At 60.5% G+C, this 22,886-nt stretch carries 18 protein-coding genes and 1 pseudogene; 17 read left to right on the top strand and 2 right to left on the bottom strand.

The window, feature by feature from the left end; genetic code table 11:
* The 14 genes and pseudogenes from ftsW to nrdR all read left to right on the top strand — a co-directional run bounded on the left by ftsW (nt 1) and on the right by nrdR (nt 16,098).
* Nucleotides 1–1,254 carry a putative lipid II flippase FtsW gene (gene ftsW, locus ANI01nite_RS12665; protein WP_141358391.1) on the top strand — a complete coding sequence of 418 codons (1,254 nt, stop codon included), beginning with the start codon at nt 1–3 and terminating at the stop codon, nt 1,252–1,254.
* 98 nt (nt 1,255–1,352) lie between these two features.
* Nucleotides 1,353–2,474 carry an undecaprenyldiphospho-muramoylpentapeptide beta-N-acetylglucosaminyltransferase gene (gene murG, locus ANI01nite_RS12660; RefSeq protein WP_141358389.1) on the top strand — a complete coding sequence of 374 codons (1,122 nt, stop codon included), beginning with the start codon at nt 1,353–1,355 and terminating at the stop codon, nt 2,472–2,474.
* 4 nt (nt 2,475–2,478) lie between these two features.
* Nucleotides 2,479–3,876, top strand: a complete 1,398-nt coding sequence (murC, locus tag ANI01nite_RS12655) for a UDP-N-acetylmuramate--L-alanine ligase (protein WP_141358387.1) — start codon at nt 2,479–2,481, stop codon at nt 3,874–3,876.
* A 62-nt stretch (nt 3,877–3,938) separates the two neighbouring features.
* Nucleotides 3,939–4,673 carry a cell division protein FtsQ/DivIB gene (locus ANI01nite_RS12650; RefSeq protein WP_073706017.1) on the top strand — a complete coding sequence of 245 codons (735 nt, stop codon included), beginning with the start codon at nt 3,939–3,941 and terminating at the stop codon, nt 4,671–4,673.
* A gap of 219 nt (nt 4,674–4,892) precedes the next feature.
* Nucleotides 4,893–6,092 carry a cell division protein FtsZ gene (gene ftsZ / locus ANI01nite_RS12645; protein WP_141358385.1) on the top strand — a complete coding sequence of 400 codons (1,200 nt, stop codon included), beginning with the start codon at nt 4,893–4,895 and terminating at the stop codon, nt 6,090–6,092.
* Between the two features lie 20 nt (nt 6,093–6,112).
* Nucleotides 6,113–6,835, top strand: coding sequence for a purine nucleoside phosphorylase YfiH/LACC1 family protein (locus ANI01nite_RS12640; protein WP_141358383.1), 723 nt, complete (start codon nt 6,113–6,115; stop codon nt 6,833–6,835).
* A 126-nt stretch (nt 6,836–6,961) separates the two neighbouring features.
* A complete protein-coding gene (locus ANI01nite_RS12635) occupies nt 6,962–7,513 on the top strand; it encodes a cell division protein SepF (protein WP_038990516.1) in 552 nt (183 codons plus the stop codon).
* 23 nt (nt 7,514–7,536) lie between these two features.
* Nucleotides 7,537–7,833, top strand: a complete 297-nt coding sequence (locus tag ANI01nite_RS12630; protein ID WP_073706020.1) for a YggT family protein — start codon at nt 7,537–7,539, stop codon at nt 7,831–7,833.
* A 230-nt stretch (nt 7,834–8,063) separates the two neighbouring features.
* Complete coding sequence (locus ANI01nite_RS12625) at nt 8,064–8,804, top strand: DivIVA domain-containing protein (protein WP_141358381.1); 741 nt, start codon at nt 8,064–8,066, stop codon at nt 8,802–8,804.
* A gap of 172 nt (nt 8,805–8,976) precedes the next feature.
* On the top strand, nt 8,977–9,483 hold the full coding sequence (gene lspA / locus ANI01nite_RS12620; protein WP_255314532.1) for a signal peptidase II: 507 nt from the start codon (nt 8,977–8,979) through the stop codon (nt 9,481–9,483).
* Nucleotides 9,480–10,424, top strand: a complete 945-nt coding sequence (locus tag ANI01nite_RS12615) for an RluA family pseudouridine synthase (RefSeq protein WP_073706021.1) — start codon at nt 9,480–9,482, stop codon at nt 10,422–10,424. The genes lspA and ANI01nite_RS12615 overlap by 4 nt, the downstream gene beginning before the upstream one ends.
* Before the next feature lie 106 nt (nt 10,425–10,530).
* Nucleotides 10,531–14,094 carry a DNA polymerase III subunit alpha gene (gene dnaE, locus ANI01nite_RS12610; protein ID WP_038990512.1) on the top strand — a complete coding sequence of 1,188 codons (3,564 nt, stop codon included), beginning with the start codon at nt 10,531–10,533 and terminating at the stop codon, nt 14,092–14,094.
* Nucleotides 14,095–14,172: 78 nt separating this feature from the next.
* Complete coding sequence (gene hisD / locus ANI01nite_RS12605; RefSeq protein WP_141358377.1) at nt 14,173–15,525, top strand: histidinol dehydrogenase; 1,353 nt, start codon at nt 14,173–14,175, stop codon at nt 15,523–15,525.
* Nucleotides 15,526–15,608: 83 nt separating this feature from the next.
* Nucleotides 15,609–16,098, top strand: a pseudogene (gene nrdR, locus ANI01nite_RS12600) (transcriptional regulator NrdR).
* An 84-nt stretch (nt 16,099–16,182) separates the two neighbouring features.
* Here the strand turns inward: nrdR and map are convergent.
* On the bottom strand, nt 16,183–17,058 hold the full coding sequence (gene map / locus ANI01nite_RS12595; RefSeq protein WP_141358375.1) for a type I methionyl aminopeptidase: 876 nt from the start codon (nt 17,056–17,058) through the stop codon (nt 16,183–16,185).
* 133 nt (nt 17,059–17,191) lie between these two features.
* Between map and ANI01nite_RS12590 the strand changes: the two genes are divergently transcribed.
* Nucleotides 17,192–17,386, top strand: a complete 195-nt coding sequence (locus ANI01nite_RS12590; RefSeq protein WP_038993845.1) for a hypothetical protein — start codon at nt 17,192–17,194, stop codon at nt 17,384–17,386.
* Nucleotides 17,387–17,491: 105 nt separating this feature from the next.
* Here ANI01nite_RS12590 and panB read toward each other — a convergent pair whose 3' ends face one another.
* Nucleotides 17,492–18,328, bottom strand: coding sequence for a 3-methyl-2-oxobutanoate hydroxymethyltransferase (gene panB / locus ANI01nite_RS12585; protein WP_038993844.1), 837 nt, complete (start codon nt 18,326–18,328; stop codon nt 17,492–17,494).
* A gap of 136 nt (nt 18,329–18,464) precedes the next feature.
* Here panB and glnA point away from each other — a divergent pair, with 136 nt between their 5' ends.
* Both glnA and ANI01nite_RS12575 read left to right on the top strand, forming a co-directional pair.
* Nucleotides 18,465–19,805 carry a type I glutamate--ammonia ligase gene (gene glnA / locus ANI01nite_RS12580; protein ID WP_038993843.1) on the top strand — a complete coding sequence of 447 codons (1,341 nt, stop codon included), beginning with the start codon at nt 18,465–18,467 and terminating at the stop codon, nt 19,803–19,805.
* A gap of 52 nt (nt 19,806–19,857) precedes the next feature.
* Nucleotides 19,858–22,884, top strand: a complete 3,027-nt coding sequence (locus ANI01nite_RS12575) for a bifunctional [glutamine synthetase] adenylyltransferase/[glutamine synthetase]-adenylyl-L-tyrosine phosphorylase (RefSeq protein ID WP_141358373.1) — start codon at nt 19,858–19,860, stop codon at nt 22,882–22,884.
* The last annotated feature ends 2 nt before the right edge of the window (nt 22,885–22,886 follow it).

Below are 22,886 nucleotides of genomic sequence, written 5' to 3'. Positions count from 1 at the left end.
ATGGCGATGAAATCGAGCAAGAAGCCAGCGGGATCCAAAGCCAAGATTCCTTGGTACGCGCGAATCGGCAAAATGCTCAGCACCGTGGAGAACTCCAGCGGGCGCACGGCCTCCACCGACTACTGGCTGGTGCTCGTGGGTTCCATCGCGCTGGCAGTCTTCGGCGTGATCATGGTCCAGTCATCGGCATCGGTGGAAGCGATCGCCAAAGGCCGGGACGGCTTCACCGTGGCACTGGCCCAGGGCGGCTTCGCCGCGCTGGGCATTGTCTGCATGCTGATCATGCAGCGCATCAAGCCGGAAGTGCTGAAACGGCTGGCGTGGCCCTCCGTGATCGCGGCGTTCATCCTGCTGTTCCTCGTCGCATTCACGCCACTTGGCCACACGGTACTCGGCAACCGGAACTGGATCCGCATCGGTGGCTTCGGCTTGCAGCCCAGCGAGTTCGCCAAACTCGCCTTGGCAGTATTCGCTGCATTCATGCTGGAAAAGAAGCAGCACATGCTTCACGACATCAAGCACCTGATCGTCCCCGTCGTGGCTCCGGTTGGCGTCCTCATCGTTGGCCTCGTAGTGGTCGGCAAGGATGTGGGTACCGCCCTGGTCCTGTTGATGATCATTGCCGCGGCGATGTTCCTTGGCGGCATCAGGATGAAGTGGCTCGCGGCGTTCTCCGCGGTTGGCGTCGCGGGCTTGTCCATAGCGATCTTGGCTTCGTCCAACCGCCGGCAGCGCATCCTCGCCTGGCTGGATACCGATTGCGGTCCGAGCAATGACCTTTGCTACCAGGCCAGCATGGGCCTGCATGCCTTCGCCTCTGGCGGTTGGTTCGGCGTGGGTGCCGGCCAGTCCCGCATGAAGTGGTCCTATGTCCCCGAAGCGCAGAACGACTTCATCTTCTCCATCCTGGGCGAGGAATTCGGCTTGATCGGCGTGCTCTTCGTCCTAGTCATGTTCATCCTGCTGGCCTTGGCGATGTATCGCATCGCTGCGCGCGCCAACGACCTGTACACCAAGGTGCTCATGGGCTGCTTGATGTCATGGGTAATCGGCCAGACCTTCGTCAACCTGGGTACCGTCACCGGAGTGCTTCCGGTGATCGGTGTTCCGTTGCCGTTCATTTCCTCCGGCGGCTCGGCAATGCTCGCGATCATGCTTGCCATGGGGTTTGTCCTCTCTTCAGCCAGAGCGCAGAAACGTGAATTCGAAGCGAAGCTGGAAGAGAAGCCGGCCAAGAGCAAGAAAACCAAATAGCGGGCCGCAACCGGCCGTTATCAGAAGCAGAGACCCATCGCCGGATATGCGGTGGACATTGATCCTGCCCCAGGCAGGTCGAAGGAGTACAGCAACAAATGAGCGAAGCACTTCGCCTAGTGGTCGCCGGCGGCGGAACAGCCGGGCATATCTCGCCCATGCTGGCCATCGCTGATGCCGTGAAGACCGAGCAGCCTGACGCACAGGTCACTGCCCTGGGATCTCCCGGAGGCCTGGAAACGAAGCTGGTGCCCGAAGCCGGCTACCCGTTGGAATTCGTTCCGAAGGCACCGATGCCGCGAAGCATCAACGCCGATCTGCTCAAGTTCCCATTCCGTTTCATCACGGCAGTCAATAACGCCAAGAAGGTTCTGCGCGCCACCAAGGCCGAAGCGGTTCTGGGCGTAGGAGGATACGTCTGCACTCCGGCCTACCTGGCCGCGAAGCAGCTGAAGCTGCCGATCTTCGTGCACGAGGCGAACTCCGTTGCGGGCATGGCCAACAAGCTGGGCGCAAAGAACGCTGCATTTGTCGGAACCACCTTCGCCAACACAGGACTGCCCGGCGAGGTGCAGGTAGGCATGCCAATGCGCTCCAACGTGGCGACCATGGTCAAGGCGGAATTGCGCGAAGCAGCCCGCGAGCACTTCGGTGTCACCGGCGAGAAGCCAGTGCTGCTGGTTACCGGTGGATCTTCCGGAGCGCAGAGCATCAACACAGCCATTGCGCAGTCCCTTGACGAGCTGGACGCAGCTGGCATCCACACCATCCACATCACCGGACGCGACAAGCAGATTCGCGATGCCGCCGGCGAGCAGCTCGCCCATGAGGGATACACCCAGATCGAATACGTGGATCGCATGGACTACGCGTACGCAGTCGCGGATTTGATGATCTGCCGCTCCGGTGCAGGCACCGTCTGCGAATTGGCCGTCGCCGGTACCGCCTCGGTTTTGGTCCCGCTGCCTATCGGCAATGGCGAGCAGAAGCTCAACGCCCGTGAACTGGTAGCCGCCGGGGGAGCGGTCCTCGTTTCTGACGCTGAATTCACAAAGTCCTATATCACTGAAAATGTCATCAATCTGCTGGCCGATCAGCATAAACTTGAAAAGATGTCTCACGCCGCCGCCTCACTGGGGCAGCGCGACGCCGCGCAGATCATGGCGCGACGGATTATTGAAGAAGTTTCAACCCGCCGCCGTGCGGGGCAGGAAGGCTAGAACCATGGCACTGCGAGCCGACGAACTGAACTCCGATCTGGGCAAGGTGCACCTGATGGGTGTAGGCGGGGTTGGCGTATCAGCGGTTGCACGGCTGATGCTCGACTACGGTCTGACCGTCTCCGGAACCGATGCCAAGGATCTGCCGGTGCTCGACGGGCTGCGCGAGCGAGGAGCACGCATCCATGTAGGCTACGATGCCGCGAACCTGGGCGACGCTGACACCGTGGTGATTTCCTCGATCATCAAATCAGGCAATCCGGAATACGATGAAGCCGTGCGTCGCGGGCTGCGCATCCTGCACCGCTCCGAAGGCCTGGAAGCAACGATGCGCGGCCACGAGAAGATCGTGGCCATCGCCGGCACCCACGGCAAGACCACCACCACTTCGCTGACCGCGCACATGCTCAAGACCATCGGCGCACGTCCAAGCTTCGCGGTAGGCGCGAACATTCCAAGCCTGGGCACCAACGCCGAACTCGGTGCCGGATCCTACTTTGTGGCGGAAGCCGACGAATCCGACGCTTCCTTCCTCAACTACCGGCCGGACGTCATCATCGTGACCAACGTAGAGGCCGATCACCTGGACCACTACGGCACTGCTGAAGCGGTGCACCAGGCCTTCGCCGACTTCGCCCGGCTGCTGCCAGCCGACGGCCTGCTGATCTGCTGCGCCGACGATGAAGGAGCCAATGCCTTGGCGCACAAGATGCGCGCAGAGCGCCCGGATATCCGGGTCCAGACCTATGGCTTCAGTGAACATGCCGACCGCAGGCTGTCCGACGCCCGCGCCACCGACGATGGCCGGTTCACCGCGACCATCGAATGGGGCAGCGGACAGAGCCGGATCATGGACCTGGCAGTGCCCGGCCAGCACAATTTGCTCAACGCCGCCGCCGCGCTGTCAGTCGGCATCGACGCAGGCGTGGATGTCGACGAAGCGCTGCAGGCGCTCTCCAGCTTTTCCGGTGCAGCCCGTCGGTTCGAATTCAAGGGAGAGGCTGCTGGTGTCCGGGTCTACGACGACTATGCGCACCACCCAACCGAAGTGCAGGCTGCTTTGACTGCAGGTCGCACCGTGGCAGGCAACGGTCGGCTGCACGTTGTTTTCCAGCCGCACCTGTTCAGCCGCACCCAGGAGTTCTACCGCCAATTTGCGCAGGCCTTGTCCTTGGCTGATTCGGTAGCCGTGCTGGATATCTATCCGGCACGTGAAGAGCCGATCGAAGGGGTAACCAGCGAATTGATTGCCTCGCGCATCGAAGTCCCGTCGCAGGTTCTGGTGCCGGCAGCCGCGGTTGCGCATGCGGTTGAGCAGGCCGAGCCGGGCGATGTCATCATGACCATTGGCGCTGGAGATGTTACCGCGCTGGGCCCAGACATCGTGAAGTCCCTGAGCTGACAACTTCCGTCCAGAGTCCCGGGCCGCAGCGATCGGCCCCATTCCGTCTACCAAGGTGATCCATGGGTGAAGCAGCAAAAGTCGTAGAACTTCCGGAGAACCCGGAGAAGAAGCGGCGCAAGATCCTGATTATTGTCGCGGCCTGCATTGTCGTGCTCAGCCTCGCTGCAGTTCTGATCTTGAGCTTCTCGCCGGTGATCGCTGCCAAGAAGATTGAAGTCACTGGCACCAAGCTGGTGGATTCCAAGAAGTTGGGGGAGTCCCTGGAACCGCTGAAGGGCACCCCGCTGCCGCGGATCTCCGAAGCCAAGGTCCAGGAGCTCATCGGAGACCAGCCCGCCATCAATGAGATCGTAGTCAAGGCGCAGATGCCCAATACCTTGGTGGTGGAGGTGATCGAAGCCGTCCCGGTGGCGATCTTGCTGGAAGGCAAGAAGGAATACCTGGTTTCCGAGACAGGCAAGAAGCTTCGCACCGTCGGCAAGAAGGACAAGGACAAGCTTCCCAAGATTAAGGCCAGTGACGTCACTGCCGATGCTGAGCAGTTCAAGCTGCTGACCGGTATCTTGAGCACGGTTGACAAGAAAGTGCTCGAAGAAGTGTCAACCGCATCGCTGTCCAAGGCCGGCTTTGCCGAATTGGCATTGCCGAAGAACCGCACGTTGATTTGGGGAGACGCGAAGAAGGCGGCCCTGAAAAATGAAGTTGCACTGATTTTCTTGAAAGAGCTCGAGAAAAAGCATGCGGCCAAGACGACAATCGACGTCACCAACCCGGAAAATCCCGTGGTGTATTAAGTCGCGGCGCTCTGGGCGCGGGAAGACCAATAAGCCAAGAAATTCTGGAAAGATAGTCTTGAATAAGCGACACGCCTAGGCGGTCGTTGCAGAAAGACCACTCGACTCATAGCGTTTCTAATAACGACAGCTTGACAGATTCTTAACCTTAAGGCTAAAGGTTAAGGTTTTTGGCTGGAGTCGTGAAATATGTAGCACATCTAACAAGGGAAGCGGGACGTGGCAGCTCCACAGAATTACCTCGCGGTCATTAAAGTCGTCGGAATCGGCGGTGGCGGTGTAAACGCAGTCAATCGAATGATCGAAGTCGGTCTCAAGGGCGTGGAATTCATCGCCATTAACACCGATGCCCAGGCTCTGCTTATGAGTGATGCCGACGTCAAACTGGACGTAGGACGCGAACTGACTCGTGGCCTGGGCGCTGGCGCCAACCCGGATGTGGGACGCCAGGCAGCAGAAGATCACGTAGAAGAAATCGAAGATGTCCTGCGCGGCGCCGACATGGTCTTCGTGACCGCCGGCGAAGGCGGCGGCACCGGTACCGGTGGCGCGCCGGTCGTGGCACGCATCGCCCGCTCGCTTGGTGCGCTGACCATCGGTGTGGTCACCCGTCCATTCACCTTCGAAGGCCGTCGTCGTGCGAACTCCGCCGAGTCGGGAATCGAAGCTCTGCGTGACGAAGTCGATACCCTCATTGTTATCCCTAACGATCGACTGCTCTCCATTTCGGACCGCAACGTATCGGTGCTGGACGCATTCCGCCAGGCAGACCAGGTTCTGCTCTCCGGTGTTCAGGGCATCACCGACTTGATCACCACCTCGGGTCTGATCAACCTCGACTTCGCCGACGTGAAGTCCGTCATGCAGGGCGCCGGCTCGGCATTGATGGGCATCGGTTCGGCGCGGGGCGAAGATCGCGCAGTGAAGGCCGCCGAATTGGCTATCGCTTCGCCATTGCTCGAAGCTTCCATCGATGGCGCCCATGGCGTTCTGCTCTCCATCCAGGGCGGCTCGGATCTGGGCCTGTTCGAAATCAACGAAGCTGCACGTCTGGTGCAGGAAGTTGCCCACCCGGAAGCCAACATCATCTTCGGTGCCGTCATCGACGACGCCCTGGGCGATGAAGCACGCGTCACCGTGATTGCTGCCGGCTTCGACGAGCCAGATGTCACCAGCAAGCCAATGGCCCCGGCCGCAGCAAAGCCAGCTGTGTCCTCGCGCCCGGCCGAACAGGTGCCAGCAAGCATTCCTGAAACCCCGGCACCGGCTCCAACCGAAGCTGCGAAGCCGGCCCAGGCTGCCCAGGAGAAGCCAGCTGCCGCAGAGCAGTCCAACTCCTTCCAGGACCTTCCAGATGTTGTCGACTCGGACCTGAACGGCTCCAACGATGACCTGGATGTCCCGGACTTCCTGAAGTAAAAACAGCAAGAAGCTGAGCAGTGCTACATTTCGCGTCGAACCTCGATCCGAGTATCCAACTGGCATTCACTTCGCAGGCCGAGGGCAACCTCGCCCTGCACGTGAACGACGATCCCCGCCTCGTGGCGGAGAACCGGGCCAGGCTGGAAGACTTGATCGGGGTTCGACGCTTCTCGCTGAACTTCATGAACCAGGTGCACTCCGCCGTTGTCCATGAAGTGCAGCCGGTGCAACGCACGTCCTGGCTGGAACCAGCAGCGCCAACTTGCGACGGCTTGCTGGACGCCACGGGTGCCCAACCCCTGGCGGTAATGGTGGCAGATTGCCTTCCGGTTCTGTTCGTTGGCCGGAACTCGCAAAGCGGGCAGACCCTGAGTGCGGCGACCCACGCTGGGCGGCGCGGTCTGCTCGACGGGATTCTGGAAAATACCGTCGAGGCCCTGAGGGCCCATGGTGCCGATGTGATGGAAGCTGTGATTGGCCCATCGATCTGCGGGCGATGCTATGAAGTTCCCGAAGATATGGCCCAGGAATCCGAGCAGTTGCGACCCGGGATTCGCACCGCGACGCGCTGGGGAACTCCGGGACTGGATCTTCCGGCGTCAGCCGAAGATGAGCTGCGCGGACTCGGAGTCGATATCCGGCAATCCGGAGTCTGCACTTTGGAAGATGAGAACTACTATTCCTACCGACGCTCAAGCCGTTCCGGACGCCTTGCCGGTCTCATCTGGTCCGCTGCGTAGGCGTGCGCGACACACCGCCAATAATTGAACGAATGAACGATGCCAGCAATATTTTGTGCGGTAGCGTCGAAGTTAGCGGAAGCATGCAATGGGGTTGCATGCATGGGATAAACGAGGAGAAACATCGTGGCTGACGGACTGCGTAAGGCAATGGTCTATCTCGGCTTGGCGGATGCCGTCGAGCAGGACGAGACCCAGACACAAAACGCTGAGCCCAAAACCCAAGTTCGGGTGGTTGAGGACACTGCTCCGAAGCGACCTGCCGAAGCCCCACGCCCACAGCCTGCCGCGAGGCCAGCTGCGCCGCAAACTCAAGCTAGAGAACCAGAGACGGAATACCGTGCTCCGGTCACCCCTATTAAGCGTGCCCCTTCAGTACGGGATGAGGATTCCGAATTGCGTCAGATTACTACCGTCCACCCTCGTTCTTACAACGATGCCAAGATCATCGGTGAGAACTTCCGTGACGGCATCCCGGTGATTATGAATGTCACCGACATGGGTGAAACCGATGCCAAGCGCCTCGTAGACTTCTCGGCGGGTCTTGTTTTCGCCCTGCATGGCTCCATCGAGCGAGTTACGAACAAAGTCTTCCTGCTCTCGCCGGCAACCGTTGAGGTTCTCGGTGAAGACCGCAAGCAGTCCGAAGCGCAAGCAACCTTCTTTAACCAGAGCTAAGACACCAGGAGCAAACGCACAAAATGGTGTTCGGGATCATCTATCTCGCGTTAGCCATCCTCCAAATTCTGCTTTTGATGAGAATTGTGTTGGATGTAACGGAAAGCTTTGCTCGCCACTGGCGACCCAAAGGCATCGCATTGATTGTCGCAAGTGCAATCGTGTCAATTACCGATCCTCCGCTGCGTTGGTTGCGCCGGAAGATCAAACCCCTAGATCTTGGCGGAATCCGCCTTGACCTGTCGTTTCTTGTGTTATTCATCGTCGTAATCATTCTTAAAGCGGTGGTAGGTAACCTTGGGCTGAGTACAGGGATCTGATTAGGGCATTTCCGTTCTTCACGGGGATTGTCCTGAACAGTCAAAAGCTGTAGATTCAGAGAATAAGAGACTCGCGCGAAAGCTCGATTTCGTAATAATTGTCCAAATCGTTATATCCTTTAGGAAATGGTGCTCCGACTTCACCGGTCGCGACACTGACAAAAACGGTAAGTGTTTCGCAAGGCAAGACAATGGTTGTGCGGAAATGATCCCAGTATTGAGGTGACCCAATGGCTCTTACGCCAGAAGACGTAGTCAATAAGCGGTTTCAGCCGACCAAGTTCCGTGAAGGCTACGACCAAGACGAGGTAGATGACTTCCTCGACGAAATCGTTGTGGAACTGCGTCGCCTAACCGGTGAGAACGAGGCTCTGCGCAGCCGCCTTGCCGAACTCGGCGAAGATGCGGGTTCAGTATCGAAGGAACAGGCTGTTCCTGCGCCGGTATCGGCCGCTCCAGCTACTCCTGCTGCCAAGCCAGCTGAAGAGAAGAAGGCAGAAGCCAAGCCTGCAGAGCCCGCAATGGCAGAAACCCCGGCTGCCAAGCCAGCCGAGGAAAAGAAGTCCGAAGCAAAGCCAGCTGCCGCAGAGAAGGCACCTGCAGCTCCGGCCGCGGCAGCGGCACCAGCTGCAGCTCCGCGCACCGAATCCGCAGAATCTGCCGCCAACGTGCTGTCCATGGCTCAGCGCCTGCACGACGAATACGTCGCCGCCGGTGTCGAGCAGCGCGACAAGATCATCTCCGAAGCGAAGACCGAAGCCAACACCTTGGTCACCACCGCTGAAGAGAAGAGCCGCAAGACCCTCTCGGCACTTGAGCAGCAGAAGTCGGTACTGGAGCGCAAGCTCGAGCAGCTGCGTGGCTTCGAACGCGACTACCGTGCTCGCCTGAAGACCTACATCGAAGGACAGCTGCGCGACCTTGAGTCCCAGGGTTCGATCGATGCTGGCGCAGCAGGCAAGACCAACTAGTCGCTGACAGTTCATGGCTTGATCTAGCTATCAAGTAAGATCAACGGTGGTGTACGGATTTACTCCGGTCACCACCGTTGACGTTTAAGAGGAAATCATGGGTACCACTGTGGACGCAGTTCAATCCGGGAGCACGGGCGCTAAGGCCAGGAAATACGTAGGCCTTGGCCTTGTGATCGCTCTGATCGCGCTGGTATTGGACCAATCGGTCAAAATTATCGTTGAGCAGAACATGCGGCTTGGGCAGTCGATCGAAGTGATTCCCGGGTTCTTCAACATCCACTACATCCTGAATCCCGGTGCAGCGTTCTCCATTGGCGAAGACTTCACGATCGTCTTTGCGATCCTGCAATCCGCTGTGGCGATCTATGTCATCTACCTGCTCTTCCGCAAGGTGCTATCCAGAAGCTGGGCCATCGCCCTGGGCTGTCTGCTCGGAGGCGTGCTGGGCAATGTCGTGGACCGGCTCTTCCGTGAACCGGGTTTCGGATTCGGGCATGTGGTGGACATGCTGTCCGTCAACCACTTCGCGATCTTCAATGTCGCAGACTCGTTCATTGTCTGCTCCATGATCGCCGTGGCGTACATGCTCATCCGTGGCCGCAACCTGGATGGCAGCATTGGCGATCCTCCCAAGAAGGACCAGGCGGATAAGGGCGAAGCAGAACCAAGCGCATGATCTCGAAGGAAACCGCCATACACGAACTGCTGGTCGAACCAGCCGATGCCGGCACGCGCCTTGATGCCTATATCTCCCGATCCCTGCAGATCCCGCGAACCTTGTCCGCTAGCCTCTGCAAGGACTCGCAGATCCAAGTCAACGGGCGCACCATTACCAAATCCTTGAAAATCAAGGCGGGCGACCGGCTGGTTGTCACCATCCCGCCGCAAGCAGACCCATTAGAAATTAAGGTTGAGAAAGTGGAAGAGCTGAAGATTGTCGCGGACGACGATGACTATGTGGTCATCGACAAGCCCGTGGGCGTCGCAGCCCATCCATCCCCAGGCTGGGTCGGCCCGACAGTGGTCGGCGCACTCATGGCCGAGGGGTACAACATCACCACTTCCGGTGCCGCCGAACGCCAAGGCATCGTGCACCGCCTGGACGTGGGTACCAGCGGCCTGATGGTGGTAGCGAAGACCGAACGCGCCTATACCGAATTGAAGCGCGCCTTCAAGGAACGCACCCCGAAGAAGATCTACCACGCGGTAGTGCAGGGCTTGCCCGACCCGATGGAGGGCACCATCGACGCGCCAATCGGACGCCATCCGGGCCACGACTGGAAGTTCGCCGTCCTGGAAGGCGGACGCGACTCGGTCACCCACTACAAGGTCATCGAAGCCTTTGGCCGGGCCTCTCTGGTCGAGGTGCATCTGGAAACCGGACGCACCCACCAGATCCGTGTCCACTTCTCGGCCTTCGGCCATCCCTGCGCCGGAGACCAGACCTACGGCGCGGATCCCAAGCTGGGGGCCGCCCTGGGCCTGACCCGCCAGTGGCTTCATGCCAAGCGGCTGGGCTTTTCCCATCCGGTGACCGGCCAGTGGATGGAATACGAAAGCGAATATCCTGCGGATCTGGCAGGGGCCGTCGAGCTGCTTCGCGACGGCGGATACTAGCCTCCTAGGTGCTGCTGGCCACTGGCCGTCAGCACCCTGTGTCGCGCTAGCCACAGCACCGCGCCGAGGTGAGCCCAAGACCAGGAATGATCGCTAGACTGGTTGGGTGAGTGCTACACGTGACGGATTTGTCCATCTTCATACCCACACCGAATACTCCATGCTGGATGGTGCGGCGCGGCTTGGCGAACTCTTCGCTGAAGCCAACCGGCAGGGCATGGAAGCCATGGCGATTACCGACCATGGCTATCTGTTCGGTGCCTTCGATTTCTGGCGCCAGGCCACCGGCGCCGGCGTCAAGCCGATCATCGGTGTCGAAGCCTATGTCACCCCCGGTACCGCACGCGATGACAAGACCCGCGTGAAATGGCGTACCGACGAATCGCAAAAGGGCGATGACGTCTCCGGTGGCGGCCTCTACAACCACATGACCTTGCTCTCGTACAACAACAAGGGCATGGACAACCTCTTCAAGGGTTCTTCCCGTGCCTCGCTGGACTCCGTTTTCGGCAAATACCCCCGCTGGGACCGCGAGCTGCTCAACGACCACCACGAAGGCATAATCGCCACCACCGGCTGCCCATCGGGTGAAGTGCAGACCAAGCTCCGCCTGGGCCAGTACGACGCTGCCAAGGCCGCCGCGGCAGAACTGCAGGATCTGTTCGGCAAGGAAAACTACTACTGCGAGATCATGGACCACGGTCTGGAGATCGAACGCCGCATCACCAAGGACTTGCTGCGCCTGGCCAAGGAACTGGACATTCCGCTGGTGGCCACCAACGACCTGCACTACACCCACGAATCCGATGCCAAGGCACACGAAGCGCTGCTGGCCATCAACTCCGGATCCACGCTCGACGAGCCCACCTACGACCAGGGCGGCAGCCGCTTCGCCTTCTCCGGCACCGGCTACTACCTGAAGTCGGCGCGCGAGATGCGCGAGCTGTTCAAGGAATTGCCGCAGGCCTGCGACAACACCCTGGAGATCGCAGACCGTGTTGAAGTCTCCTTCGACACCAACGCCAACTACATGCCGAAGTTCCCCTGCCCGCCGGGGGAGGACGAGACCAGCTGGCTGATCAAGGAGGTCGACAAGGGGCTGCACTACCGCTACCCGAACGGCATCCCGGAGGAGTCGCGCAAGCAAGCGGACTACGAGCTGGACGTCATCATCAAGATGGGCTTCCCGGGATATTTCCTGGTGGTGGCCGACTTCATCAACTGGTCCAAGGACCACGGCATCCGCGTAGGCCCGGGACGCGGTTCCGGTGCAGGTTCCATGGTCGCCTACGCCATGCGCATCACCGACCTCGACCCGCTGAGGCACGGCCTGATCTTCGAGCGCTTCCTGAACCCGGAACGTGTTTCCATGCCCGACTTCGACGTCGACTTCGATGATCGCCGTCGTTCCGAGGTCATCAAGTACGTGACCGAAAAGTACGGCGATGAGCGCGTATCGATGATCGTGACCTACGGCTCGATCAAGACCAAGCAGGCGCTGAAGGACTCCTCGCGCGTGCTCGGCTACCCATTCAGCATGGGCGAATCCCTGACCAAGGCGCTGCCGCCGGCGGTGATGGCCAAGGACATCCCGCTCAACGATATCGACAATCCGGAATCCAAGCGCTACTCCGAAGCCGGCGATTTCCGCAACCTGGTGGCAAATGACCCGGAAGCGGCACGCGTCTTCGAGACCGCCAAGGGCCTGGAAGGGCTGAAGCGCCAGTGGGGCGTGCACGCCGCCGGCGTGATCATGAGCTCGGACCCGATCATCAACGTCATCCCGATCATGCGCCGTATCCAGGATGGCCAGGTCATCACCCAGTTCGACTACCCGACCTGCGAAGGCCTGGGGCTGATCAAGATGGACTTCCTGGGGTTGCGCAACCTCACCATTATTTCCGATGCGCTGGAGAACATCGAGTACAACACCGGCAAGAAAATCGATCTCGAAACCCTGACCATCGAGGACCCCGAGGCCTACAAGCTGCTGGCACGTGGAGATACCCTGGGCGTGTTCCAGCTCGATGGCGGCCCGATGCGTTCGCTGCTGAAGATGATGCGCCCGGATAACTTCGAGGACATTTCCGCAGTGATCGCGCTGTATCGCCCGGGCCCCATGGGCGCCAACTCGCACACCAACTATGCGCTGCGCAAGACCGGGTTGCAGGAAGTCACCCCAATCCACCCGGAGCTGGCCGAGCCGCTGGAAGAAATCCTCGGCGGCACCTACGGCCTGATCGTGTACCAGGAACAGGTTATGGCTATTGCGCAGAAGCTGGCCGGCTACTCGCTGGGCCAGGCAGACATCCTGCGCCGCGCCATGGGCAAGAAGAAGAAAGCCGAGCTGGACAAGCAGTTCGCCGGCTTCAAGCAGGGCATGAACGACAACGGCTACTCCGATCAGGCCGTGCAGACCCTGTGGGACATCCTGCTGCCCTTCTCCGATTATGCCTTCAACAAAGCCCACTCGGCGGCCTACGGCGTCGTCTCCTACTGGACCGCCTATCTCAAGGCGCACTACCCGGCTGAATACATGGCTGCCCTGCTGACCTCGGTGGGCGACGACAAGGACAAGCTGGCGCTGTACCTGAACGAATGCCGCCACATCGGCATCACCGTGCTGCCGCCGGATGTCAACGAATCGGCATTGAACTTCACCCCAGTGGGCAAGGACATCCGCTTCGGCATGGGCGCGATCCGCAACGTCGGAACCAACGCGGTGGCCGGCATGGTCGAAGCCCGCACGGAGAAGGGCCACTACAACGACTTCAACGATTTCCTGGGCAAGGTCCCGGCCGTGGTCTGCAACAAGCGGACCATTGAATCGCTGATCAAGGCCGGCGCCTTCGACTCCATGAAGCATCCGCGCCGGGCGCTGGTGGCCATCCACGAAGAAGCCGTGGATTCGGTGATCCAGGTCAAGCGCAACGAGGCCGCCAACCAGTTCGACCTGTTCAGTGCCCTGGGTGCCGAGGAATCCTCCGAGTCCATGCATGTGGCGATCCCCGACATTCCCGACTGGGACAAGAAGGAAAAGCTGGCCTACGAGCGCGACATGCTCGGCTTGTACGTCTCCGACCACCCGCTGCAGGGCCTGGGCTCCGCCCTGGAGCAGTACGCCGATATGCCGGTCACTCACGTGCTCTCGGACGACGGTCCGCAGGACGGCCACATCATTTCGATCGCCGGCATGATTTCCGGCCTGCAGCGCCGCATCGCCAAGAAGAGCGGCAACCCGTATGCCCGCTGCGAGATCGAGGACCTCTCCGGCTCAATGGAAGTCATGTTCTTCGGCCAGGCCTACCAGCCGATCGCCGAGATCTTGGCCGATGACCTGATCGTAGTGGTCAAGGGACGCGTGCAGCGCCGCGATGACGGCTCGATCACCCTGAACGCGCAGGAAATGATGATCCCGGAAATTTCCGAGGACGCCAACGGGGGACCGGTCGTCATCGGCATTCCAACCCACAAGGCCACCGAAACCCTGGTGCAGAAACTCGGCGATGTGCTGCGCACGCACAGCGGCAACACCGAGGTGCGGGTCAAGCTCACCGGAAGCCGCGGCACCTCGCTGATGCGCCTGGGCATGAACTTCCGGGTCAACCCGAACCCCGCGCTGTTCGGCGATTTGAAGGTCCTGCTCGGCCCGCACTGCCTGGACGTGTAGGAACCCGAATGGCCGACCCGATGACCGGGGAAGGTAACTAATAAAACCTTCCCCGGCCATCAGCGTTAAACTAGGAAGGTGAGCACTATTCCAGAAACTGAATTCTCGGCACTCGCCACCCTCGATTGGCGCAACGAATCCCTGAGCTACGCGCAGCTGAAGGCCAAGCTGCCCCGCCCGGCGGTGAACTCCCAGACCGCTGCCGACGCAGTGCAGCAGATCATCGACGATGTGCGCGCCCATGGCATGGAGACGCTCAAGGACCTGTCCAAGCGCTTTGACCATGTCGAGCTGGAACACACTCGCGTGCCGCAGCACGAACTGGACCGTGCCCTGGAAGAACTGGAACCGAAGGTCCGCCGGGCATTGGAAGAATCCATTGACCGCGCCCGCGTCTTCGCCAAGGCCCAGCGCCCAGACGACGCCGAAGTCCGCTACGCCAACGGTGCAACCGTCACCCAGCGGTGGGTCCCGGTGCGCCGTGTCGGCTTGTACGTCCCAGGCGGCCTGGCCGTCTATCCTTCCTCGGTCATCATGAATGCGGTGCCTGCCCAGGCTGCCGGGGTCAGCTCGCTGGCCCTGGCCAGCCCGCCGCAGAAGGAATTTGGCGGCCTGCCGCACCCAACCATCCTGGCTGCGGCCAAGCTGCTGGGCATCGAGGAGGTGCACGCCATGGGCGGCGCCCAGGCTGTTGCAGCGTTCGCCTACGGGGTGGAGGTGCCTAACGACGAACGCGGCGGCATCGAACCGGTGGACGTGATCTCCGGCCCGGGCAACGTGTTCGTGGCCACCGCCAAGCGACTGGTGAAGGGCGTGGTGGGAATCGATGCTGAAGCAGGTCCCACGGAAATTGCCATCCTTGCCGATCAGGGAGCCGACCCGGGCTTTGTCGCCGCAGACATGATCTCGCAGGCAGAACACGATGCCAACGCTGCGGCTGTGCTGATAACCGATTCGCCGGACCTGGCGGCCGGCGTGCGCAAGGAACTTGAAAAGCAGGTAGCCGCCACGAAGCACACGGCCCGCGTGACCGAAGCGCTGTCGGGTACCCAGTCTGCCATCATTCTGGTCAAGGACCTGGAGCAGGGCATCGAGGTGTGCAATGCGTACGCTGCCGAGCACCTGGAAATCATGGTGGCCGACGCGGAAGCCACCGCCGCCCGCATCACCGCGGCCGGTGCCATTTTCGTCGGAGCCTACGCTCCGGTGTCCTTGGGCGACTACTGCGCAGGTTCCAATCACGTGCTGCCAACCAGCGGCACGGCGCTGCACGCCTCGGGCCTGAATGTGAACACTTTCCTGAAGGCCATCCAGGTAATCAACTACGACAAGGCGGCACTGGGCGAAGTGGCCGCTCACGTGATAAATCTTGCCAATGCCGAGGACCTGCCGGCCCATGGCGACGCGGTCGCGGTGCGAAACGCGCAATAGACGCTAAACTGATAGGTGACATGAGTTGATTCTTGCCGCCGCAGGTGCGCGAGAATACTTGTTGGGCTACAGATGGAGGTGCCGTGAACTGCCCGTATTGCCGTAATGCCGATTCCCGAGTGGTCGATAGTCGAGTGGCCGACGACGGCGTCTCAATCCGTCGCCGCCGCCAATGCACTGCCTGCTCGCGCCGTTTCACCACTACCGAAACTGCGAGCCTGAACGTGCTCAAGCAGTCCGGTGCCGTAGAACCGTTCTCACGTAACAAGGTCATCAACGGCGTCCGCAAGGCCTGTCAGGGCCGTCCGGTCACCGATCACGACCTTGCAATCCTGGCCCAGGAAGTCGAAGAGTCGGTCCGGACCTCCGGTGCCGCCGAAATCCCGGCGCACCAGGTGGGCCTGGCAATTCTGGAGCCGCTATCGCGCCTTGACGAGGTCGCCTACCTGCGCTTTGCCAGTGTCTATCATAACTTCCTAGTCGCTGACTGATTTCGAGACGGCCATTGCACGCTTGCGCGACCGCCGGGGCAAGGTTCCGCAGGGAACCCAGCGTCCGCTTTCGGCCGACTAGCCCCCTTCGCACAAAGCAAAACGCCAGTGCCCATAGCCTTTCGAGGCTGGGGCCACTGGCGTTTGCGCTAGGCTGGGCAGTCGCTTATGGCAGCGTGAGGATTTCGGCGCCGTCGTCGGTGACGAGCAGGGTGTGCTCGAACTGCGCGGTGCGCTTCTTGTCCTTGGTCGTCACGGTCCATTCGTCCTCCCACATATCCCATTCGATGGTGCCCAAGGTGAGCATCGGTTCGATGGTGAAGACCATGCCCGGTTCAATCAGGGTGTTGTAGGCGGGGGCCGCATCATAGTGCGGGATGATCAATCCGGAGTGGAAGGCTTCTCCCACTCCGTGGCCGGTGAAGTCCCGGACCACGCCGTAGCCGAACCGCTTGGCGTAGGTTTCAATGCTTCGGCCAATGACGTTGATCTCGCGTCCTGGCATCACGGCTTTGATGGCGCGCTTCAGCGAATTCTCGGTGCGCTCAACCAGCAGGCGGGATTCTTCATCCACGTCACCGACCAGGAAGGTGGCGTTGTTGTCTCCGTGAACGCCGCCAATATAAGCGGTGATATCGATATTGATGATGTCCCCATCTTGCAGCACGGTCGTGTCCGGGATGCCATGGCAGATGACTTCGTTCAATGACGAGCACAGTGACTTGGGGAATCCGCGGTAGCCCAAGGTTGACGGGTACGCGTTGTGATCCATGAGGAATTCATGGCCCAGGCGATCCAGCTGATCCGTGGTTATCCCTGGCTGGCAGGCCCTGCCCACTTCCTGCAGCGCCTGGGCGGCAATCTTGGAAGCTATCCGGATGCGCTCGATAACTTCTGGGCTTTTGACTTCGGAAGCCGTGTTGGCGGCAGGTTCCTTCTTGCCAACGTATTCGGGACGTTCGATGTGTTGCGGTACCGGAAGTTCCGGGGATACCGTGCCGGCGGTGAGATTTCCAAGTGGTGCAGTTGAAGCAATAGCCATGCTTTTATTCTAGCTACAGGTATCTTCAGCTTCACCAAGAGATAGCCGAAAGAACTGGTGGTGTTGCACCTATTTTCCACCGGTTGGGATACCGTGGAAGCAATAGCAGGTTTCGAGATTAGAGGAGTTTTCCATGAGCTCAGTTGGCACCCCGGGTGAAGGCCAGTACTGGTACAACGTCTCAACCAAGACCGTGGAGAAGGGCCCGCAGTCTGATTGGTCGCAATTGCTCGGGCCATATGACACGGTTGCTGAAGCCGAAGCCGCGATGGCGAAGGTCCAGGCCCGCAATGAAGCCTGGGACGAGGCGGAGGAAGACGACCAGTAGTCGCTGAAGGCACCGGGCCCAGCGGTGCTGTGAATGGCAGGATGGTGCGCTTCCGGGTTGGGCAACCTGGAAGTGCACCATTGTGCTATGCGGCGTGAGCCAGTCTCATTCCTTGAATTCGTACTCTGCGGACGGGAAAGCGCCGGCTACGACGTCCTGGTGGTATTCGCGCACCGCGGTGCCGATAACCTCACGCAGATCTGCGTACTTCTTGACGAAGCGTGGGGTGCGGCCCCCGCCAAGGCCAAGCATGTCCTGCCAGACCAGGACTTGTCCGGTGGTGGAGTTGCCGGCGCCGATGCCAATGGTCGGGACCTTCAGCGCGGCATCGATTTCGGCGGCGACCGGGCTTGGCACCATTTCCATCAGGATGCAGAAGGCGCCGGCATCTTGCAATGCGACAGCGTCGTGCTTCATCTGTGCGACGGCGTCGCCGCGGCCCTGCACGCGGTACCCACCCAATGCATGCTCGGACTGCGGGGTGAACCCGATGTGCCCGATGACGGGCACACCGGCAAGGACCATGGCGCGAACGTGCTCGGCGTATTGCGCGGTGCCTTCCATCTTGACCGCGTGGGCATGGCCTTCCTTCATCAGGCGCACCGCGGTGGCCACGGCCTGTGCCGGAGACTGCTCGTAGCTGCCAAACGGCAAGTCGGCGACGACCAACGCGCGCTTGGCGCCATTGGCAACAGCTTTGGTGAAGACGATCATTTCGTCGAGGCTGATCGGCAGCGTGGACTCGTAGCCGAGGACGGTATTGGCGGCTGAGTCGCCAACCAGCAGGATCTCGATCCCCGCCGAATCGAAAATTTCGGCCATCATGACGTCATAAGCAGTTAACATCGCGAATTTTTCGCCATTGTCCTTGGCCTTCTGCAAATGATGAAGTCGGATACGGGACGGGCCTTTTTCAGGAATCCCTAGGTATGGTTGTGGCATGAAACGACTTTATCGCACTTGGACAGGGCGATGCAGATCGTGGGGACCGTCCTGACCCGATATAGTGTTGCCACAGGTCAATTTTCTTGCCGGTTGTAATCAGCGCCGGATATCAGAATCTCGAAGGTGGTGGAAAATGGATCGTCAGCAGGAATTCGTACTGCGCACCATTGAAGAACGCGACGTTCGATTTGTGCGAATGTGGTTTACCGACGTGGTTGGTTCACTCAAGTCCGTGGCCTTGGCTCCTGCTGAAGTTGAAGATGCTTTCGAAGAAGGTCTGGGCTTTGACGGTTCCTCCATTGACGGACTGTCCCGGATCTCGGAATCTGACATGCTGCTTCAGCCCGATCCTGCCACCTTCCAGATTCTTCCTTGGCGTGGCGAGGTTGAACCGACTTCCCGCATGTTCTGCGACATCCTGACTCCGGAAGGCCAGCCATCTAACGCCGATCCGCGCCAGGTGCTCAAGCGCCAGCTGGCCGAAGCCTCCAATATGGGCTTCACTTGCTACACCCATCCGGAGATCGAATTCTATTTGCTGCAGAACGATCAGCTGGATGCCAATGGCCGTCCGCAGCCGATCGACAACGGCGGCTACTTCGACCATGTGCCAGATGGCGTGGGACAGGACTTCCGCCGCGCGTCGGTGACCACGCTGGAAGCTCTGGGCATTTCGGTGGAGTTCTCCCACCATGAAAACGGCCCGGGCCAGAACGAAATCGATTTGCGCTACGCCGATGCGCTGCAGACCGCCGACAACATCATGACCTTCCGTACCGTCATCAAGGAAATGGCGATGCAGAAGGGAATCCACGCGACCTTCATGCCCAAGCCCTTTGCCGACCATCCGGGTAGCGGCATGCACACCCACTTCTCATTGTTCGAAGGCGATGCGAACGCATTCTTCGAAGCAGGCCGCGAATACCAGCTCTCCGACGTGGCGCGCTCCTTCATCGCAGGCATCCTGCACCACGCGCCGGAAATGACCGCCATCACCAACCAGTACGTGAACTCGTACAAGCGCTTGTGGGGCGGGGGAGAAGCGCCGAGCCACCGTTCGTGGGGACACAACAACCGTTCGGCACTGGTCCGCGTGCCGCTCTACAAGCCGGGCAAAGGCCAGTCGGCCCGCGTCGAATACCGCGGGATCGACTCGGCAGCGAACCCGTACCTCGCCTATGCAGTCTTGCTCGGCGCCGGCCTGAAGGGCATCCGCGAAGACTACGAGCTGGAAGAGCCGACCGAGGACGATGTCTGGAGCCTGTCTACGGCGGAACGCCGTGCTTCGGGCCACGTTCCGCTGCCCGGCAGCCTGCACGACGCATTGCGCGCTATGGAAGAGTCGGAACTCATGGCCGAGATCCTCGGCGAACAGGTATTCAACTCGTTCCTGTCGAACAAGCGCACCGAATGGGAAGAGTACCGCCAGGTCATCACCCCATACGAACTGAACAAGTATTTGGGAATCCTCTAGAGACTTCGCCGCGTGAAGCTGCGCGGCGAAATGCGGGAGAACACGAGAAACCATGCCGGAAGTACCCTCGCGAGCATTGATCAACGCTGGCTTCAGCGACGTCGAACGGGCCAAGAATTTCCTTCAATCCAAGGAATTGTCCAAGATTGATCCCCACCTGATCGTGAGCAAGATGGCGCACGCGCCAGATCCGGATCAGGCGCTCCTGCTGGCGCTGAGGTTGGTTGACCGGCATCCGGAAGCCATCGACATCTTCATGGAGCCGGCCAGCTGCCAAGGGCTGGTAAGGCTCCTGGGCAGCTCGTCGGCGCTGGGCGAGTTCCTCATACGCTGCCCCGAGGCCTTGGATATCGTCCGCCAAGCTCCTCCAGGCGAATTCGCGTCCGTTGCCTCGGAACAACTGGTCGAGGACTTGCTGGCTTCCATCGAGGCCAATGAATCCGAGGGCGGGCACTGGGTTTCTTCCTATACTGGTGCTGAAGCACGACAGCGTTTGCGAACCGCCTACCGAAAGGCCTTGCTATCGCTGGCATACCGGGACTTGGGATCCACCCAGCCGCAGCGCATCCTGCCCAAGGTTGCCGCCGAACTGGCCGACATGGCTGGGGCCGCGCTCGAAGGAGCCCTGGCCATTGCCCGGGCCGAAGCCGCCGAACAATATGATGCGGACGACGTCGACCGGGTGAAGATCACCATCATCGGCATGGGCAAATGCGGTGCACGTGAACTGAACTACATCTCTGACGTGGACGTCATCTATGTCCATGATTCAGCCCTGGGCATGGACGAAGATCTCGCCGCCGCGATCGCCACGGTTATCTGCGGCAACACGGCGCGTGCCCTGATGGTGCCAGGACCGGAGCCGATGCTGTGGGAAGTGGACGCGAATCTCCGCCGCGAGGGCAAGGACGGGGCGTTGACCCGTACGCTCTCTTCCCATGAAGCGTACTACCGGCGTTGGGCCCACTCGTGGGAATTCCAAGCCTTGCTCAAGGCCCGCGCCATAGCCGGAGACAAAGAACTGGGACGCTCCTACGAGCGCATGGTCTCGCCCATGGTGTGGTCCAGTTCTGAACGCGAGGGTTTTGTCGAATCGGTCCAAGCGATGCGCCGCCGCGTCAGCGACAACATCGACAAGCAAGACGTCGCGTGGCAGATCAAGCTCGGCCCCGGCGGGCTGCGCGACGTCGAATTCACCGTCCAGCTGCTCCAGCTTGTCCATGGACGTGTGGAACCTGCCATTCAGGTGGCAACAACCACCCTGGCCATCCAGGCCATGAGCGACACCGGCTACATTGGCCGTGACGACGCCACGAATTTCGATGACTCCTACCGTTTCCTGCGTTTGCTGGAGCACCGAATCCAGCTCAGCCAATTGCGCCGAACCCATTTGATGCCCCGGGCCGAAAATGCCCAGCGCGTACTGGCGCGATCAATTCGCGGTGCCGGAGACCTGCAGCCGAGCAGCCCGGAGAAGTTGATGCGCCGGTGGAATGAAACCAAGCGCATGGTGCGTTCGCTGCACGAGCGTATTTTCTACCGGCCGCTGCTGGTGAGCAGTTCCAACCTTTCGGCCGATGATGTCAGGCTCACCGCAGAATCCGCGCAGGCCCGACTTCGCGCCCTGGGTTATCTCGACCCCAAGGCAGCGATGCGACATATCGAAGCCTTGACCGGCGGGGTTTCGCGCAGCGCCTCCCTGCAGCGGCAATTGCTCCCGGTGCTCTTGGACTGGTTTGCCCGCGGGGTGGACCCGGACGCAGGTTTGCTGGGCTTCCGCAGGCTCAGCGAGGCGCTGGGGAAGTCCCATTGGTTCCTCGGCATGCTGCGCGATACGAATGCCGCCGCCGAGCGATTGAGCCATCTGCTGTCGAACACGCGCTTTCTGACTGATCTGCTGGCCAATGAGCCTGCCGCAGCCGCCTGGCTGGGCTCTGACGCCTCATTGGCGCCGCAGACCTTCGAGAACCTGCTGCAGCAGAACACTTCCATCATCCATCGCACGAAACAGCCCGAGGCGGCCATCCGGATGATCCGCATGGTGCGCCGCCGCGAGTTCTTGCGTGTTGCGCTGGCCGACGGAGCGGGCCTGCTAACTGTTGATGAAGTCGGCAATGCACTATCGAACATTGACGCCGCCATGGTGGACGGGGTGCTGAAGGTCCTTTTGGCTGACGACCAGGCCAAACACGGGGAGCATGCGGTAATTGCGGTCATTGCCATGGGCCGCCAAGGCGGTCGGGAAATCGGGTACGGCTCCGATGCGGACGTTCTGTTTGTCCAGCGTCCGGTCCCCGGCGCCAAAGACCAAGCCGCCCAGGAACAAGCGCTTCGGGTGGTCACCGACCTGGTGTCGTGGACTTCGAAGCCTTTGAAGCCGGCGATTCCAGCGGAAGTGAAATTGAAGGTCGATTCGGATCTTCGTCCCGAGGGCCGCCAAGGCATGCTGGTCCGGTCGATTGACGCCTACGCCAGCTACTACCAGCGTTGGGTGGAAATCTGGGAGCGCCAGGCATTGCAGCGTGCCCGCCCGTTTGCCGGAGACGACCAGTTGGCCGCAGACTTCATGGAACTGATCAAGCCGGTGCGCTATAGCAAGGGGCTCGAAGACACGGAGATTCGTGAAATCCGCAAGATCAAGGCCCGCGTCGAGTCTGAACGGCTCCCGCGCGGTGCCGACCCGAACCGCCACCTGAAGCTGGGACGCGGCTCGCTGTCGGATATCGAATGGCTGGTGCAGTTCTACCAGCTGCAATACGCGTGGAAACACGAATCCTTGCGCACCACATCCACGCTCAAGGCGTTGGAAGAATTGGCCAAACTGGAGCTCATCTCCGAGCAAGACAGCGAGCTGCTGGCGACTGCCTGGCGGCTGGCTACCCGGATCCGCAGTGCCGAGATCATCACCTCCGGACGTTCCAGCGATGTGCTGCCCAGCTCGGCGCGCGATATGGAAGCCGTGGCTCGCTGGTGCGGCTATGAGCCGAACACCGGCATGGAACTGGAAGAAGACTACCTGCGCGCCACCAGGCACTCGCGAGCCCTGTTCGAGCAGCTGTTCTACGGCTTCGAAGACTAACC

It is taken from the genome of Glutamicibacter nicotianae (assembly GCF_006539525.1).
GTDB lineage: Bacteria > Actinomycetota > Actinomycetes > Actinomycetales > Micrococcaceae > Glutamicibacter > Glutamicibacter nicotianae.
The sequence above is the reverse complement of the archived record's forward strand: the minus strand, read 5'-3'. Positions and strand labels throughout refer to the sequence as shown.

Coding starts and splice junctions, on each gene's coding strand:
- ftsW (WP_141358391.1), top strand. CDS start 1: ATGGCGATGAAATCGAGCAAGAAGCCAGCGGGATCCAAAGCCAAGATT.
- murG (WP_141358389.1), top strand. CDS start 1,353: ATGAGCGAAGCACTTCGCCTAGTGGTCGCCGGCGGCGGAACAGCCGGG.
- murC (WP_141358387.1), top strand. CDS start 2,479: ATGGCACTGCGAGCCGACGAACTGAACTCCGATCTGGGCAAGGTGCAC.
- ANI01nite_RS12650 (WP_073706017.1), top strand. CDS start 3,939: ATGGGTGAAGCAGCAAAAGTCGTAGAACTTCCGGAGAACCCGGAGAAG.
- ANI01nite_RS12630 (WP_073706020.1), top strand. CDS start 7,537: ATGGTGTTCGGGATCATCTATCTCGCGTTAGCCATCCTCCAAATTCTG.
- ANI01nite_RS12625 (WP_141358381.1), top strand. CDS start 8,064: ATGGCTCTTACGCCAGAAGACGTAGTCAATAAGCGGTTTCAGCCGACC.
- ANI01nite_RS12615 (WP_073706021.1), top strand. CDS start 9,480: ATGATCTCGAAGGAAACCGCCATACACGAACTGCTGGTCGAACCAGCC.
- map (WP_141358375.1), bottom strand. CDS start 17,058: ATGGCTATTGCTTCAACTGCACCACTTGGAAATCTCACCGCCGGCACG.
- ANI01nite_RS12590 (WP_038993845.1), top strand. CDS start 17,192: ATGAGCTCAGTTGGCACCCCGGGTGAAGGCCAGTACTGGTACAACGTC.
- panB (WP_038993844.1), bottom strand. CDS start 18,328: ATGCCACAACCATACCTAGGGATTCCTGAAAAAGGCCCGTCCCGTATC.
- glnA (WP_038993843.1), top strand. CDS start 18,465: ATGGATCGTCAGCAGGAATTCGTACTGCGCACCATTGAAGAACGCGAC.
- ANI01nite_RS12575 (WP_141358373.1), top strand. CDS start 19,858: ATGCCGGAAGTACCCTCGCGAGCATTGATCAACGCTGGCTTCAGCGAC.